This window comes from Lysinibacillus sp. FSL K6-3209 (assembly GCF_037976175.1).
GTDB lineage: Bacteria > Bacillota > Bacilli > Bacillales_A > Planococcaceae > Lysinibacillus > Lysinibacillus sphaericus_D.
The window spans coordinates 3,466,302-3,483,704 of sequence record NZ_CP150264.1 but is presented as its reverse complement, the minus strand read 5'-3'; the positions used below and the strand labels follow the sequence as shown (position 1 = coordinate 3,483,704).

The 17,403-nt window shown below is 37.1% G+C and carries 14 protein-coding genes; 7 read left to right on the top strand and 7 right to left on the bottom strand.

From position 1 onward, the window contains the following. Positions 1-40 precede the first annotated feature (40 nt). From MHH88_RS16925 to MHH88_RS16915, 3 genes are all read left to right on the top strand, one after another. Complete coding sequence (locus MHH88_RS16925) at positions 41-208, top strand: hypothetical protein (RefSeq protein ID WP_339259575.1); 168 nt, start codon at positions 41-43, stop codon at positions 206-208. A 267-nt stretch (positions 209-475) separates the two neighbouring features. Then, positions 476-997 carry a sigma-70 family RNA polymerase sigma factor gene (locus tag MHH88_RS16920; protein WP_024363713.1) on the top strand — a complete coding sequence of 174 codons (522 nt, stop codon included), beginning with the start codon at positions 476-478 and terminating at the stop codon, positions 995-997. Further along, the gene (locus tag MHH88_RS16915) at positions 984-1,922 is read left to right on the top strand and encodes a hypothetical protein (protein ID WP_339259573.1); all 939 of its coding nucleotides are present in this window, start codon (positions 984-986) and stop codon (positions 1,920-1,922) included. Before MHH88_RS16920 ends, MHH88_RS16915 begins: the two co-directional genes overlap by 14 nt. Before the next feature lie 55 nt (positions 1,923-1,977). Here MHH88_RS16915 and MHH88_RS16910 read toward each other — a convergent pair whose 3' ends face one another. The 6 genes from MHH88_RS16910 to MHH88_RS16885 form a co-directional block, all read right to left on the bottom strand. Then, complete coding sequence (locus tag MHH88_RS16910) at positions 1,978-3,246, bottom strand: TRAP transporter large permease subunit (RefSeq protein WP_069513873.1); 1,269 nt, start codon at positions 3,244-3,246, stop codon at positions 1,978-1,980. Next, entirely contained in the window at positions 3,227-3,724 is a 498-nt protein-coding gene (locus tag MHH88_RS16905) for a TRAP transporter small permease (RefSeq protein WP_103976063.1), read from the bottom strand. Before MHH88_RS16905 ends, MHH88_RS16910 begins: the two co-directional genes overlap by 20 nt. Positions 3,725-3,878: 154 nt before the next feature. Beyond that, entirely contained in the window at positions 3,879-4,925 is a 1,047-nt protein-coding gene (locus tag MHH88_RS16900) for a DctP family TRAP transporter solute-binding subunit (RefSeq protein WP_339259570.1), read from the bottom strand. A 56-nt stretch (positions 4,926-4,981) separates the two neighbouring features. After that, positions 4,982-6,025, bottom strand: coding sequence for a DctP family TRAP transporter solute-binding subunit (locus MHH88_RS16895; RefSeq protein WP_339259568.1), 1,044 nt, complete (start codon positions 6,023-6,025; stop codon positions 4,982-4,984). 377 nt (positions 6,026-6,402) lie between these two features. Next, positions 6,403-7,071, bottom strand: coding sequence for a response regulator (locus MHH88_RS16890; RefSeq protein ID WP_339259566.1), 669 nt, complete (start codon positions 7,069-7,071; stop codon positions 6,403-6,405). Next, positions 7,068-8,639 carry a sensor histidine kinase gene (locus tag MHH88_RS16885; protein ID WP_069513862.1) on the bottom strand — a complete coding sequence of 524 codons (1,572 nt, stop codon included), beginning with the start codon at positions 8,637-8,639 and terminating at the stop codon, positions 7,068-7,070. The genes MHH88_RS16890 and MHH88_RS16885 overlap by 4 nt, the downstream gene beginning before the upstream one ends. Before the next feature lie 902 nt (positions 8,640-9,541). Here MHH88_RS16885 and MHH88_RS16880 point away from each other — a divergent pair. Together MHH88_RS16880 and MHH88_RS16875 are read left to right on the top strand one after the other, a co-directional pair. After that, positions 9,542-10,813, top strand: coding sequence for an OFA family MFS transporter (locus MHH88_RS16880; RefSeq protein WP_024363732.1), 1,272 nt, complete (start codon positions 9,542-9,544; stop codon positions 10,811-10,813). A gap of 354 nt (positions 10,814-11,167) precedes the next feature. Then, on the top strand, positions 11,168-11,860 hold the full coding sequence (locus tag MHH88_RS16875; protein WP_069513859.1) for an AIM24 family protein: 693 nt from the start codon (positions 11,168-11,170) through the stop codon (positions 11,858-11,860). 378 nt (positions 11,861-12,238) lie between these two features. Here the strand turns inward: MHH88_RS16875 and MHH88_RS16870 are convergent, their stop codons facing one another. Next, positions 12,239-13,489 (bottom strand): NAD(P)/FAD-dependent oxidoreductase, encoded by a 1,251-nt coding sequence (locus MHH88_RS16870; RefSeq protein WP_339259563.1) that lies wholly within the window; start codon positions 13,487-13,489, stop codon positions 12,239-12,241. Positions 13,490-13,686: 197 nt separating this feature from the next. Between MHH88_RS16870 and asnB the strand changes: the two genes are divergently transcribed. Beyond that, complete coding sequence (gene asnB, locus MHH88_RS16865) at positions 13,687-15,534, top strand: asparagine synthase (glutamine-hydrolyzing) (RefSeq protein ID WP_069513853.1); 1,848 nt, start codon at positions 13,687-13,689, stop codon at positions 15,532-15,534. 254 nt (positions 15,535-15,788) lie between these two features. Beyond that, entirely contained in the window at positions 15,789-17,402 is a 1,614-nt protein-coding gene (locus MHH88_RS16860; protein WP_339259561.1) for a polysaccharide biosynthesis protein, read from the top strand. The last annotated feature ends 1 nt before the right edge of the window (position 17,403 follow it).

The following is a 17,403-nucleotide window of genomic DNA, read 5'->3' as shown; positions in this document are numbered from 1 at the left end:
TTGTAATAAGCGTACTTCACGGCTTTTTTTATAAATGCCGTTGGGAATAGGAACATTACATGCATTGGATGAACGATGGATGGATAGAGGGATTGAGCGGAAAGGAAGCGAACAGCAACCCGCTAACAATGTAATGGGAAGAAAAGATGGCAGGGGTTCAACCTATGATAGATGCTACATCGAATGTAGCCCAATTATGAAGTATTAGCATCAGCGCCAACAGATAAATCATATAGAGCGGAAAATATGGCACAAGCATGCAACCCAAAATGGCAATGTTTATAAGTTAACGTCAGTTATGGACGAAATAGAAAACAGCTCTAAGCAAATTAAAATGTTAGAAATAGGGACGATTCTAAAGTTTTAAAACGATGCTACGAAAAAAGTGTCCAAAACAGGGGCACTTTTTTGTTAAAGTGAAACCAACTTTAAAAATTTTACGACTATAGGATGAATGAATAAAGGAGGGGCTCTAGTGAGTGAGCATTTAACAGCCATTATGGAAGAGCACGGCGAGTATTGCCTTCGTGTGGCCTATTTATATGTACGAGACTGGTCGATTGCAGAAGAAATCGTACAGGATGTATTTCTGGCCTACTATTTGCAACAGCATCGCTTTGAACAAAGAGCTTCGCTTAAAACTTATTTAGTAAAAATTACAGTACATAAAAGTCATGATTATTTAAGAAGCTGGAAAAATAAACGCCATCAATTACTTAGTAAATTTCATTTTGGTATTAGTAAAAGAACTCCAGAAAGCGATGTCATTAAAGCGGCGGAACGAGTTACATTGCAAGCGGCATTATTTGAGTTACCTATTACTTATCGGGAAGTATTGATTCTTTATTATTATCAGGAATTAAAAGTACGTGAAATTGCAGATGTACTAGGTAGTACAGAAAATACAGTGAAAACGAGGTTGCGTAGAGCGAGACAACTGTTACAAAACAAACTCGAACGAAGCGATTGGGAGGTGCTAGGCGATGACATCTTTTAAAAAGAAGCTGAATGAGGAAATAGGCGAAACACCACGTTTTACAAAAGGATTAAAGGAGCGCATTGTGCACCAAGCCGCACAACAACAGTACAAACAAAATAGCAAATGGCAATATCCTGCAATAATTGTAGGGATAATGGTGACGCTACTTTTTTTGATTGCGAGTGGGCCATGGCAGCAAATGGAATATGTACAGCATGCCTCAATTGTTGAACTAGCGCAAAATGAAGAAATACAGCAATTGTCAATTGCACAAAATTGGTATGAAGATTCATTTAAAGCGGGGAGAACAGGTTGGGTAATAGGGCAACAAGAGTACGTAAAAGGGACTGAGACAAAGCTGTTTGAGAACATGCTTCAAAAGGCAGTGGTAAGCCAAAAATCAGAGGAGTATTACTTAATTAATAATTTATGGATAGAATTTAGTAATGGGCAAGTGGTAAAGCTCCAGATGTTTAAAAGTGATGACAAATTTGCCTTTCTCGATATAAAAACCAATAAATTTTATGAGGTCAATGATAGGGAGGCTATATCCGCATTTACAGACTTTAATTTTAAGAAATTGGACTTTAACTTTTTGGTCTTTCTCGTATGGATTGGTTTCATTTGGCTAGGGGCTTGGGTAGCGGAGAGAGCCGTTCGCTGGAAATTCCATATTCCAAAAGAGCCGAAGTATGTAAATGACAATCATAAGAAAGTCGTATATCTTAATAAGTTCATCAATGTTATTGTTCTATGTATATTTAACTTAAAATCATGGATTATATTTATTGCTGCTGACTTTGTGCTTATTTTAGTTATATTGTTACCTAATTTAGCAATCGAATATTATTTTGGCAGACATGAAAAAAGACATTACGTAGCATTAACAACTACAACTTATACCTCTATTATATTTATCGCTTTCCTTATTTGGATTTTTTAAGTGTCAGGCACCGAAACAAATTCGAAAATTCAGAATCGTTTGGGTGCCTGGCACGTTATTTCATTTGTTCTGGTAGCCAAAGTGATATTTGTGGAAGAATGATAACGAGTGCTAAGAACACAATCATTAAAATAATAAAAGGAATAACGCCTTTAACTACTTCTCCGAGTTTTTCCTTTGCAATACCACTTACTACAAAGAGATTTAGACCGACAGGAGGTGTAATCATACCAAGCTCCATATTGATTGTCATAATAATCGCAAAGTGAATAAGGTTGATATCAAAATGAACAAGGATTGGTAGCAAGATTGGTAGCGTTATGAGTATAATGGATACTGCTTCTAAGAACATCCCCATGATAAAGAATAAAATATTGACGATAATCATGAAAATCCATTTGTTCAAGTCACTTTCCGCAATCCAAGCACCAACTTGTTGAGGAACTTGTGCGTTCGTTAAATATAAACCGAATAAAGACGCAGCACCGATAATTAAGAAAATCATCGCTGTAATATTAATAGACTCAACTAATACTTCGCGGAAGTCTTTTAACTTCATTTCACGGTAGATAAATAGTGACACGACCAATCCGTAAAATACTGCAATCACAGCCGATTCAGTAGGTGTGACAACACCAGAATAAATCGTTCCTAAAATTAAAAACGGTAAGAAGCCACCCCAAATGGCTTTCAATGATTTACGCCAGCGTTCTTCCCAAGATGCCGGCTCATCGCCTTTAAACCCATTGCGTTTTGCATAGAAGATAGCAGCAACGATTAAAATACCAGTTAACGCAAGACCTGGAATAACCCCAGCCATAAATAATTCACCGATAGATTGCTCGGAAGTTATCCCATAAATGATTAAAGGAACACTTGGAGGAATTAAGATGCCTAGCGTACCACCGGCTGCTACAAGACCCATAGAGTAACGCTTTTTATAGCCAGCTGAAATCATGGCAGGAATCATAATGGAACCGATAGCAGCAGCAGTAGCAGGGGAAGAACCTGAAATCGCTGCAAATATCGCACAGGCAACAATGGTTACGACTGCGAGACCGCCAGGGAGATGTCCAATCCAAGCGCGTAATGCTTCTATTAAATACTTAGAAATGCCCCCACGTGCCATCAGTACGCCAGCAAGAACGAATCCCGGAATAGCCATCATCGGGAATGAATCGAGAGCTGTGAAAATACGCTGTGGAATCATATTCATATTAAAATCAATTTGGAAGAACACTAAAATCGTTGAAAGCGCTAAGCTCACTGCGACAGGTACACGTAAAAATAATAAAATAAAGAAACTAAGTAAGAGGATTAGCATATTCTTCGTCCTTTCCTCTTAAAATATTGACTAATCTTTCTACAAATCGTAGTAAAAATAATACACCTGAAATCGGCAGTACTAAGTAGACTACCCACATAGGAATGCCAATATCTAGTGAAACCATACCGGATGTATAACGGTTTTCAACTAAAATAAATCCATAGTACGTATAAATCAAACAAAAGACGATGCTTAAGCATGTTGCCACTAAATCTAAAATTCGTTTATTGGATGGTTTTAATTTATCGTATAAAATATCTACTTGGATGTGTTGATTGTGACGAAGTGCTAAACCAAAACCAAGAAATGTACCCCAAATAATTGCGTAGCGCGCTAATTCTTCTACCCAAGCTTGAGGTTCGTTAAAAATATAACGCATCATTACACCGTAGAAGATCAGTGCAATTCCGGTTACGAAAAAGAATCCAGCAAGGATTTCCTCTAAATAACCCCATAGTTTATGTAAAAATTTCATGCGGATACCTCCTTAAAATATGATGATAGTATTTTCCGATTTATAAAGTAGAACAAGGATTCATTCTTTCTATCAATTTTCAAAATATTGTAAGCGATTTACTTGAAGAAAAAGAGTGAGTGTCGATAAGTCATCGACACTCAATTTGAAGCACTTATTTTAAATCACGAATACCATTAATTAAATCTTCAGTAATCGCTTTGCCAAACTCTTCGTAAACGGGCTCAAGTTCAGCTTTGATAGCCTCTTTTTGAGCGACTGTTAATTCAATCACTTCAATGCCAGAGTTCTTAATGTTTTCATACGATTTTGCGTTTTCTTCAGCAGCTAAATCCCAAGCTAACGTTGTAGCCTCATCTAAAGAATCTTCAATCGCTTTTAATAAATCGCTTGGAATATTATCCCAGAAAGGTTTGTTTACAAAGATAGCGTAATCAAGACGACCGTGTTCAGATACAGAGAAGTACTTTTGAACTTCTTGGTATTTTTGTGTATCGAAGTTGTTGAACGTATTTTCTTGTCCATCGACAGTTCCTTGTTGCAGAGCAGCGTATGTTTCACCGAATGAAATCGTAGCAGAGCCAGCTTTTAATGCTTTAAATTGTGCTTCAAGAACTTTACCAGCTTGTGCACGGAATTTTAATCCTTTAAAATCTTCTACATTTACAAGTGGGTGTTTGTTATTTGAAAAATGTTTAAAGCCATTTTCCCAAAATACTAAACCTTTAATATCATTTGCCGCTAATTGATCGGATTCAAGAATTGTTTTTGCTACGTCAGAATCAAAGAATTTACGAACATGCTCTTCATTTTCAAAAAGGTAAGGCATGTCCACGTATTGCCAACGAGGGTCAATTTTCACCATTTTTGTAACAGAAGGAGCAATCATATGTACGTTTCCAGATACTAATGCATCCAGTTCATCATTATCGCCATATAATTGAGAAGAAGGATAAACTTCAACTTTCACTTTACCGTCAGTTTTCTCCTCAACTAATTTTGCAAAAGCATCGGCAGCTTTTCCTTTAACACTGTCAATTGATGTAACGTGAGAAAATTTAATAATGAGCGGTTTGTCTTTTGTATAACCACCATCACCTTCAGCTGCTGGAGCAGAAGCTTTTTCTTTTTTGTCGCCTCCACACGCGGCTAATGCTAGTACAAGCACAGCCATCAGTGACATAAGAAGCCATTTTTTCATGTCAAATCCCCCTTAAAGTTTTGATTATAGTTGAAAGGATCCCCTTTAAACCCAAGTTAATGACGTGATTGGTTTTTTGGCAGTGCAAGTATATATTTCTTGCTATAGTTATTTGCGTAATACTTATATACTGGTTCAAATGCAGATTCCCATTGCTGAATATCTTCATCTGTAAAGTAATGAATATTGATACAACTACAAGCTTCCATTTCTTGCAAACGTTCTGTTGTGAGATTTTCTGCCAGTTGCCATTCCCATTCTTGTACCTCAGCAAGTGTTTCAATAAGCAATGTTTGAACATCCTTCGGTAAGGATTGCCAAAACTCATTGTTCATCAGTAGCAAATAACCTAAATAACCATGATTACTAATAGTTAAGTAGTCTTGTAAGGAATGAAGATTTTTACTTGTAATATTTGTTAATGTATTTTCCTGTCCATCTACATTGCCTTTTTGTAGTTGATGAAAGACCGTGTTGAAATCTATGCGTTTTGGATAGGCACCAACACTTAAAAATTGCTCTGCTAAAATATCGCTTGGCATGATGCGCATGCGTAAGTCCTTTAAGTCAGAGACATCTTGGATAGGGCGGATACTATTACTCAATTGTTTGAATCCACTATCCCAAACACCCATTGAAAACAGATTATGATCATTTAATTTCTTCATTAATGATTGACCCACTTCACTATCAATGTATGCATGTACTTCTTCCGCATTTTTAAATGCATAGGGTAAGTCCATCACTGACCATTCGGGAACGAGTGTTGTAATTTTTGAAATGGCTGGTGCGATCATTTGAATATCTCCACGTAAAAGCGCATTCATTTCTTCACCATCTTTATAAAGAACACCATTTGGAAAGACCTGAATTTCTACATGACCATTACTTCGTTGTTTAATGAGCTCGGCAAACTTTACTGCTGCCATTCCCTTTGGTGTGTTTTCACCAACTACATGTGAAAAGCGAATAACAATTTGTTCTTCATGACTTAATTGCTCATTGTCTGTAGGGTAATCTTGTTGTTGACAAGAAATTAACAGCACTGTCAGTAAAATGAGAACGCTCACAAATTGTTTGTGAATACGATTGCGCCACATATAAATTCACCTCTAATCTATTGAAGATGTGAACGCTTTTTATTGTATTGTATATTTTGAAATACTCAATATTATGGTATTAATGAACATTTTGGTATTTATGGTATATAACAATTTATTATTTTAATAAACTGTTACAAAACAGAGGACGTACTTATTTTTTTATGAATAGGTAAGTGATTTTAACTGCTTTAATGTTATAGAAGCCTCTCAAAAGAAAAGAATCTGCACGCCTTGCATGGGAAAACGATAGCAAAGCAAAATCCTGAAGATAACGTGGAGATTGCTATGGCTTGTTGCTTACCCACAAAAAGCGAGCAGATTCTTATATATTGCTATTAGTAATCAGAAACGTGGATAGACGGCGCAGGATGTCATTATTTAATGGAATAGTATTTTGTAGGTCGTCCAACAGTTCCGTATTTTAATTCGATTTGCACTGTACCTTTTGTTGCTAAAAAGTCTAGGTACTTGCGGACAGTTACTCGCGCCATGCCAACATTTTGTGCAAGCTGTTCAGAAGTAATAGGTGCTTGAAGTGTTGTCAAATAGCCTAAAATTTGGTCCATCGTAATGTTGTTCAAGCCTTTAGGAAGTTCAAGCATTTCGTGCTGGATGCCTAACCACTGATCAATATCCTCTTGGTTAATTGTAGTGGTGCTTAGTAAACTTTTTGTAGCGTTTCGATATTGTTGTAAAGCTTTTTCGAAGCGATCAAAACGAAATGGCTTTATAAGATAATCGATTGCACCGAGTCGAAGAGACTCTTGTACAGTAGGTGCATCACGAGCGGCTGTAATCATAATAATATCGGATGGAATACGCTGCGCTCGAATTTTTAAAAACAATTCCATTCCGGTCATATCTGGTAAGAACATATCAAGTAAAATGAGATTAGGTTTTTGAATAATGATTTTGTCGTAGGCATCACGTCCGTTGACAGCCTCTCCGATAAGCTGAAAACCAGTCATTTTATTTAAAAACCCTTTGTTAACCTCAAGCACCATTGGATCGTCTTCTACGATAAAAACTGTGAGTTTGCTCATTGTTCGTCCATCACCCCTATATTAATTGTAATTGTTGTACCAATATGAACAGTGGATTCTACTTGAATTGTTCCCTTATTGGATTCGACAATTTGTTTGACTAGTGCAAGACCAATACCGTGTCCATCTTTTTGTTTCGTACTAAATCCGTAATCAAAAATACGCTGTGGTACGCCTTCAATTCCTTTACCACTGTCCTGCACTTCGATAATTAAAAAATGCTTATCCCCAATGATGGTTAAGTGAACATCTTTATGCGGACATTCGAAGCATGCTTCCATTGCATTGTCCAGTAAGTTGCCGATAATGGTGATAATGTCACCACACGATAAACCACTCATAAAATCCACAAGGTTCGAATCTTCATCAATTGTTAGTTCCACTCCTAGTTCCTTAGCACGTGAGTATTTGCCAAGCAATAAGCCTTGAATTGAATAATCTTGAAATTTATCATGCAAGCTTTGAATGATTTCCTCTTCATCTGTAATTTCATCGATAATGAGGCTTAATGCATCGTCATTTCGTTCCAATTGAATAAGCCCTGCAATACTATGGAGACGGTTCATATATTCGTGTTGCTGTGCTCGCAAGGAATCGACAAGCATTTTAATACCCGTTAATTCTTCGGCAAGCATATTTGCTTCTTTACGGTCGGTTAACATGATGAGATATCCCGCATTTTGCTCCATAATCCGAATCGGAAATGTTCGAACTAAATACATTTGATCGAACATTAACAGTGGTCGATAGACTTCGTGCTGTTGAATGGTATCCTCTGCCAGCCAAGTGTTTTTAAATAATGATTTTCTGGAAACTTTATGCCCGAAGAAATGCGTATATTGCCTCGCTAATCGGTTAATAAATGTTACATTCCCGCTTTCATCAGTCGCCAAAATACCAATATCCATCGCTTGAATAATACCTGAGCGTTCTTCTACTAGCCGAGCAATTTCATAAGGTTCTAAATTAAATGTTTGGCGTTTTAAATGGTTAGCTACCCATACAGATCCACCTAAACCAATAACGAGTCCCCAAAAAAGAGAGACTAAAATATCAAATTGATATTGGTCTAAAAGGTTATACCATTTTGGTGCCAGCAGCCCAACGGTAATAACGCCAACCTGTTTGGTACCTTCCTCATTCATAATTGGTACAAATGCTCGTATGGAATAGCCAAGCACACCGTGTGCCTTTGATATGTACTCATGCTGTGAAAAAGCTTCTATTTCATCGCCACCTTCAAAAACTGTACCAAGTTTACTTTCAGATGGATGGGAGTAACGAATACGTTTCATATCAATGATAACAATGTAATCAACATCCGTTGTTAATCGGATGCGTTCAGCAATGGGTTGAATCACTTCAAAACCTTCTTTTGTGCCTACATGTTTTTGGACCTCTGTCAGCTGTGAAACGGTTCGTGCAATAGCTATTGCACGGGCACCGAATTCTTTTTCCAAAGCACCAGCAAGATTATGAATCATAATTGCACCACTCGTCGTGATAGAAAAAATAACAATTATGAACGAAAAGATAAACATTTTTAGTCGCAACGATATGTTCTTCATAAGTATGTAAAAGGAATGCTGAAATGGCAGCCCTTTATCATTTCATCACCTCTGTGGTATAAGATTTCGATCAGCAAGCGCATGGATTATGTAGATTAGCAAACCCTATTTTTCTAACAATGAACTAGGACTATCATTCTATAATAAAGTAACATAAAAGAATAGCTTGTTGTAATACAATTACCGCTTTAACGTATTCATTTCAATGGTGTACTATAACAATGAACTTATACGTTTTTTAAAGAAAAAAATATAAAAAGTGGGAAGTGCTATGAAGGTTTTGTTGTTCTAATATTCGTTGAGTGTTTTCGGTAAATCAAAAAATTTATATTTGAATAATAAAAAATAATAGGCATTTTAACTTGTAAAGTACGTTATACATATCGTTTGTGTAAATTAATTTACATTTTAAATGCTTACTGGTTGGATTTACATATGTTGTGATAACTTGATTTCTTTTGCGCAAAGAAAATTTGCTTCGATAAGTTTTTAAAATTCTCTTTTGTTCTTAATATTTCTGCCTATCAATTATTTGTATTTTCTTACCCTTTATTTCGATAGGTTTTGTATCTAGTGGCAGCCTAGGAGAATACATGGCTTAATATGTGAAAATATGCACAAATTTAACTATTTCAAAATAATTTATTTAGTGTGAATAAGTACGGTAGAAAAATAATAATAGCTAAAATATGTTGGTGATATCGTTTGATAAACGCCTTTTTGCTTAGAGGCTGTAAGGATTTTGATGTTGTTGATATGTATTGACTAGTCGAAAACTTTTTGGAGAAATAATATTTTTTAGAAAAACATCTTGCATTCGAATAATTATAAGTGGTAAATTGTTTTACATGGACGTTCATAGAATCTTCACAGGTAGCAAAAGAGGGGAGAAATGAGAATTTATGAATAAAAATAGATGGTTAATTGCATTATCTGCAATCGCTATTCACCTTTCCATTGGTGGAGCCTATGCATACAGTGTATACAAGCTGCCGATTGTCACAGAAATGGGATGGAGTGAAACAAAGGTTACGATAGCCTTTACAATTATGATGGGGCTTGCTGGTTTTTCAGCAGCGTTATTTGGTAGTTTAGTAGAAAAAATGGGTCCACGTAAATCGGCCATGGTAGCAGCAGTACTGTTTGGAGCAGGACAAGCTGGTGCAGGTGTTGCAATCTCTATGGATTCTGTCACATTATACTGGTTAACTTACGGCTTACTTAGTGGTTTAGGTATGGGGATTGGTTATATCGCACCTGTCTCTACATTAGTAAAATGGTTCCCAGACCGTCGTGGTTTAGCTACAGGTATGGCTGTACTAGGATTTGGATCGGGAGCATTAATTACTGCACCGGTAGCAGCAAACTTAATGGAAGCAGTTGGAATTTCTACAACTTACTTTATTTTAGGGGCAAGTTACTTCACGTTAATGATTTTAGGGGCTTCTTATATAGCGCCGCCAAAACCAGGTTTTATGCCTGCGAATATGAAAGCGGCAGCAGAAAAAGGCAAGGATGTAGTGAAAAAAGATTTAGCAGTAATGTCAGCTCGTGAAGCTGTGAAAACAAAGCATTTCTGGATGTTATGGTCAATGCATTTAGTCAATGTAACTGCGGGTATTATGATGATTTCTGTCGCATCACCGATGGCACAGGAAATTGTAGGTTTATCAGTTGCAGGAGCTGCAGCAATGGTAGGCGTTATGGGGTTATTCAATGGTGGCGGTCGCTTAATTTGGGCTGCTGTGTCGGATTATATTGGTCGATCAAACGTCTTTGTAATATTCTTTACAGCACAACTTATTACATTTATCGTATTGCCACATACGACAAACGTTATTATTTTCCAAGCACTTATTTTCTTAGTAGTTAGTTGTTATGGTGGCGGTTTCTCAAACCTACCTGCATTCGCAAGTGACCTATTTGGTACGAAGCAACTTGGTGTTATCCACGGTTATTTACTAACAACATGGTCTTTAGGTGGCGTTTTTGGTCCACTTCTAGTGAGCGCTATTAAAAATGCTTATGATAGTTACATTCCTGTATTCTATGTATTTGCAGGTTTAATTGCTATTTCATTAATTATTTCATTAACGCTACGTGCAGATGTGCGTAAACAAACAGCATTAAAAACAGCAGAGCAAAAGGTTGGAGACGTCTCCGCTACACGATAATTTTTACTTTCAATTCGCACTTGAAAAGTATAGCCGTATTAGTGTCATTTCGCATATGACGCTAATGCGGTTTTTTATTTGTAGCGATTGTTATACAACACTTGATTAATCTTCGTCTAACATATAACAGCTCATGTTTGATGTCAATAAGATTATGGTAAATAAAGTGATTTTGCTACTAAAAGAGAAATTTTGCAACGTTATTCTATTTATAGGTGACAGCAATTTACTATAAAAATAATCAAAATAATAGTATATGAAGGGCTATATGTCTGTAGTGATTGACTGTGACAAAGAATGGTGAATCTTTTCATGGCAATTAACGTATATAAGGGTATAAAGGAGGCGGACGCTATGGGAAAGTATTCATTAAATGAATTCATTAAGACAACGCAACAAGATGATTATGAGAACGAATATTTCGAGTTAGAAACAGAGCGTGTATTAGAGGTTAATTTAGATGGTGAAGTCTGGTCAAAAATGGGGGCTATGATTTCATACATAGGCGACATTAAGTTTGAGCGGGAACGTGTTTTAGAACATGGCCTTTCAAAAATGTTTAAAAAAGCATTAACAGGCGAAGGAACGCAACTTATGAAAGCAAAAGGAAAAGGGCGTCTCTATTTAGCGGATCAGGGGAAAAAGGTGACTATTTTTGATTTGAAGGATGAAAGTATTTGTGTCAACGGTAATGACTTGCTGGCATTTGAACCAAGTATTAATTGGGACATTCAATTAATGCGTAAAATGGCTGGTATTATGTCTGGAGGGCTGTTTAATGTAACGCTGCAAGGAAGCGGTAAAGTAGCCATTACAACGCATTTCGAGCCGTTGACGTTGTTGGTAAAGCCTGGTGAAACAGTTTATACGGATCCTCATGCTACAGTTGCATGGTCAGGCAATTTAACACCTGAATTTAAAACAGATATTAGCTTCCGTACGTTTATTGGACGTGGCAGTGGTGAATCGATTCAAATGGCTTTCTCTGGCGAAGGGTTTGTCATTATCCAACCGTATGAAGAGGTTTATTTGTCTAGCGAAAGTTAAAAAAGTAGGGACAAAAATGCAAAAAGTGTTCGATTGACTGCTATCAATCGAACACTTTTTCGTTGTTGTCCGCTTTGGCGGTGCTTTCCGCTCAGCACAGTAAGCCGCAACCCTCGCTAACACGCGGAATGCCCTCGTCTTACGTTCTGTGCTGTCCCGCAGGAGTCACCGCCTTCGCTACCATCAACTAGTGTAAACTTCTCATTTTTATTTACTGCAAAAGAATGAACTGCTAAGGTTTCATTCCTCTTCATAGAGGAAAATCCCATCAATCGAACACTTTTTTGTTATACGGCTATGTTTGCTGCGGCGGTGCTTTTACTACTGTTTTTTAGCTTATATTTCGACTCTTAGTCCTTGCTAAATGGAATCGAGTGATTACAAGTCAGCGTTCATTCCTGCAATTCGTCCTGTCACAAGCGCAGACGTAATATTATAGCCGCCTGTGTAGCCATGAATATCTAATATTTCTCCGCAGAAAAATAAACCTGCCTTTTTCTTAGACGCCATCGTTTTTGGTTCGATTTCTTTCACAGAAACGCCTCCACCTGTAACGAATGCTTTGTCGAGCGATTGTGTACCGCTAACCGTCATTGTGAAATTCACTAGTAAATGTGCTAGCGCGCGAATTTTTTCTTGAGATAATTCAATGCCAGTCATTTGAACATCAATATTTGCACGGTTACATAAAAATAGCAGCCAGCGTTCTGGTGCGACGCCTTTCCAAACATTTTTCACTGCTTTTTTCGGTTCTTCTTTTATAAGCTTATTTAAATATTGAAGACATGTTTCCTCATTGAAATCTACAAGCGTTTGGATACGCATTGTGACAGGTTCATAACCCGTTTTCATTAACTCCTTGACGACAAACTGACTACAGCGTAATACAGCAGGGCCGCTTAATCCGAAATGCGTAAAGAGCATGTCCATTTGATGTGTTATTAGTGGCTTACCTTTTTTATTGAGAACGGATACCGCGACATCTCGTAATGCTAATCCTTGTAGCTCTCTCGTTTGAATAAACTCCTCTTTTGATAAAACGGGCACTTCTGTTGGAAAGAGTGTTGTCACATTATGTCCAGCACGTTCGGCCCAAGGGTAGCCATCGCCTGTTGAACCTGTTTGTGGCACTGCCTTGCCTCCAACTGCTACAATAACAGCCTTACAGCGTACTTCTGTCCCATCTTCTAAGCGCACACCAAGAATCTTTTCATCATCCATCAATAACTTGTTAACGGGTGTATGTAACCGTACTTCAACATGTAGTCGTTGCAATTGACGAATCAATGCATCGACTACATCTTGCGCACGGTTGGACATAGGGAACATACGACCATGGTCTTCTTCTTTTAATGCGACACCTAGCCCTTCGAAAAAGGCAATAATGTCCTCATTGTTATAAACAGTAAAGGGGCTATATAAAAAACGACCGTTGCCAGGAATATGTTTAACAATTTCTTCAACAGGTAGTCTGTTTGTTACGTTACAGCGACCACCACCAGAAATCGCGAGCTTTTTCCCAAGCTTTGTCCCTTTTTCGAGAAGTAAAACTTTCTTTTTTCGTTCTCCAGCTGCGATGGCGGCCATTAATCCAGAGGGGCCACCACCGATAACGATTACATCATACATATATGTGAACTCACTTTCTTTTCATTATTAGGAACTTTTCCTATTATACATGAAGTCTATATAGAGGGCGGCTACTTTACATTGAAAATTATAATAAAGTGCTTTATAATTTTTTATCTATAATGACAGCATGAAATGAATGGCTTTTCGTGCTATGATGATAGAGGTTATGCACTAAATTATGAGGTGAAAAATAGATGTGCGGATTTATTGGCTATATTAATGGAACAAATGTGATTGATCATCACCAAACAATTGAAAATATGATGAATACAATTATTCACCGTGGACCAGATAGTGGTGGTATTCATAGTGACGATAAAGTAACGTTAGGTTTCCGTCGTTTAAGCATTATTGACTTATCAGACGTGGCAAATCAACCTCTTTATAGCCCAGATGGCAACATTGTGCTTGTTTTCAATGGGGAGATATATAATTTCCAAGAGTTGCGTAAGGACCTACAAGAAAAGGGTCATACATTTAAAACGAAATCGGATAGTGAAGTGTTAATCTTCGGTTATCTGCAGTATGGTGTAGAATTTGTCAAACAGCTTCGCGGTATGTTCGCATTCTGTATTTGGGATAAAAAGAATGATTTACAATTTATCGCGCGTGATGGCTTTGGTATTAAGCCACTGTACTACACTGAAAACACGACGGATGGAACATTTATTTTTGGTTCGGAAATTAAATCTTTCTTGCCTCATCCAGCATTCATTAAAGAATTAAACAAAAATGCATTACGTCCTTATTTAACGTTCCAATATTCTTCAATGGACGAAACATTCTTTAAAGGTGTATTTAAATTACCACCAGCGCACTATATGGTCATTAAAAATGGACAAAAACAAATTGTGCAATATTGGGATAAAAAATTCCATGCGAAAGAAGCGCCGATTGAAAAATATGTGGAAGATATTCGTTCAACAGTAAAAGAGTCAGTAGATGCCCACCAAATTAGTGATGTAAAGGTTGGTTCTTTCCTGTCTGGCGGTATTGATTCTAGTTATATTACATCATTGCTACGTCCTGATAAATCATTCTCTGTTGGTTTTTCGGACTATGAAGATATGTTCAATGAGACAAACTTAGCAAAGGATTTATCGGATACATTAAATATTCAAAACGAGCGTAAATATATTACAGCAGATGAGTGTTTTGAAGCTTTACCGAAAATTCAATGGCATATGGATGAGCCACAGTCAAACCCATCTTCTGTACCGCTTTACTTCCTATCGGAGCTAGCGGCAAAGGATGTAACAGTTGTACTTTCTGGTGAAGGTGCGGATGAGATTTTTGGAGGCTATTCGTGGTACCAAAACTCTGGCAGAATGCAAAAATACGAAAAGGTGCCATTTGGTCTGCGTAAAGCATTGCGTGGCATTGCAGAGGCGCTTCCGAAAAACCAATATACACATTTCCTTGTAAAAGGTGGTCAAACCGTAGAGGAACGCTTTATTGGTGAAGCGGTTGTATGGGATGAGGATGACGCATTAAACGTCTTAAAACCAGCTTATAAAAACGGTCCTTCTGTACAAACAATTACGAAACGTATTTATGATGAAGTACCTGGTGATGATGATGTTACAAAAATGCAGTATTTAGATTTGAATTTATGGATGCCTGGAGATATTTTATTAAAGGCAGATAAAATGAGTATGGCGCACTCTATCGAATTACGTGTACCATTTTTAGACAAAGAAGTAATGGAGCTAGCAAAAAATATTCCATCAAGATATCGTGTCAATGATATTGATACGAAATATGTTCTTCGTCAAGCGGCACATCAGGAATTACCAGAAGAGTGGGCAAAGCGTCCGAAGCTTGGCTTCCCTGTACCAATTCGTCACTGGCTGCGTGAAGAAAAGTATTACAATATGGTCAAGGACATGTTTACAACGGACTTTGCCAATGAATTTTTCGATACGAAGCAACTAGTGGGTTATTTAGATGAACATTATGAAGGCAAAGCTAATCGTGGTCGCTATATTTGGACAGCTTATGTGTTCTTAGTATGGTATAAACAATTCTTTGTTGATATGTAACACAGAAGTAGCAGTTCAAAGAATCTAGTAGATTTTTTGAACCGCTATTTTTTTGGAAATATACAAGACAATTCATATCGATTTGTTCTAATGAACGGGGAATTGTGGATTTCAAAAACTTTTCTGTGTTTTTTGCATCTGTTTTCTTGTAAATATGTTAAGATAACAGTTGGTTTACTCGTTTTAATGTTTGAAAAGTGATGATGTTCCATCACTCATAAAAGCTTGATTTTACTAATGAATGGATGGATACGATGTCCAATTTAATGAAAGGTACTGCGATATTAACGTTAGGGATGTTTTTATCTAAGGTGCTTGGATTAATTTATATTTTTCCCTTTTATGCGATTGTTGGGCAGGAAAATATTGCGCTGTATCAATATGCATATATTCCTTACTCAATCATGCTCGCAATAGCCATTTCAGGTGCACCAATTGCTGTATCGAAATTTGTTTCTAAATACAATGCCTTAGGAGACTATCAATCAGGACGCAAGCTGATGAAGTCAGGTATCGTGATAATGTTGATAACGGGTATGTTGTCCTTTGCTGCCCTCTTTATCTTGGCAACACCGATTGGTGAACTTGTTATTAAAAGTGATGAACAGAAATTTACAGTCGAGCAAATTGCGTCTGTTATTCGCTGGGTAAGCTTTGCGCTTATTGTTGTTCCATTTATGAGTTTGTGGCGTGGCTTTTTCCAAGGCTATGACAAAATGGAACCGACAGCAGTTTCACAGTTAGTGGAACAAATTGTCCGAATTGTTGTGTTATTAGGCGGCTCTTTCTTAGTAGTAGTAGTTTTTAATGGCAAAGCGCAAACAGCAGTTTCCTTTGCGGTATTCGCAGCTTTTATCGGGGCAATTGGCGGCTTAATGGTGCTCTATTACTACTGGAAAAAATACCAACCTGAATTTAATTTATTGCGTAGTCAAAGTGTTACGTCGACCCAGCTACCAATGTCGGATATTTATAAAGAAGTGATAACGTATTCCATTCCGATGGTGTTTGTAGGGGTGGCTAATCCATTATTTCAATTAGTGGATATGGTAACGTTTAATGGTGCTATGAGTTCCATTGGTTTAGCCAAAGTAACGGATGAGTATTTATCAATGATTAACTTTACAACACATAAAGTTGTCATTATTCCTGTTATGTTAGCAACAAGTTTTTCAATGGCGTTAGTACCGACGATAACAAAATATTTTACACAAGGTGAGTATTTATCGTTACGACATGCGATGGATAAAACGTATCAAATTTTAATTTTCATTACATTACCAGCAGTAGTTGGTATTTCATTATTAGCAAATGAAATTTACTTTATGCTTTACTCTGAAAGCGAGATGGGCGCAACGATTTTAGCTCATTATGCACCAGTAGCAATTTTATTTGCGTTGTTCCAAGTTACAGCCGCGTTGCTACAAGGTATTGACTTCCAAAAGTGGATTGTCTTCAGTCTACTATCAGGTATTTTAGTAAAGCTAACCCTTAATATTTCGTTTATTCGTTGGCTAGAAGCGGACGGAGCCATTTTGGCAACAGCGATTGGTTATAGTGTTTCAATTATTATTAATTTGCTAGTGCTTCGAAAAACGCTTAATTATAAATCAGAAATGGTTATACGTCGTGTCATGCTTATCTCACTTTTAACAGCTGCAATGGCTGTCAGTGTTTTAATCGTTCATAAGCTATTAGAACTTGTGATGGGACCAGTGGATGGTAAATTCTCTGCACTTGTCTATTCTGTTATTTGTGCAGCAGTAGGTGCTGCTGTTTATGGCTATTTGTCATTACGCTTAGGTTTAGCACAAAAACTACTTGGTGAGCGCATAACAAGAATTACAAGTAAATTGGGATTTAAATAGG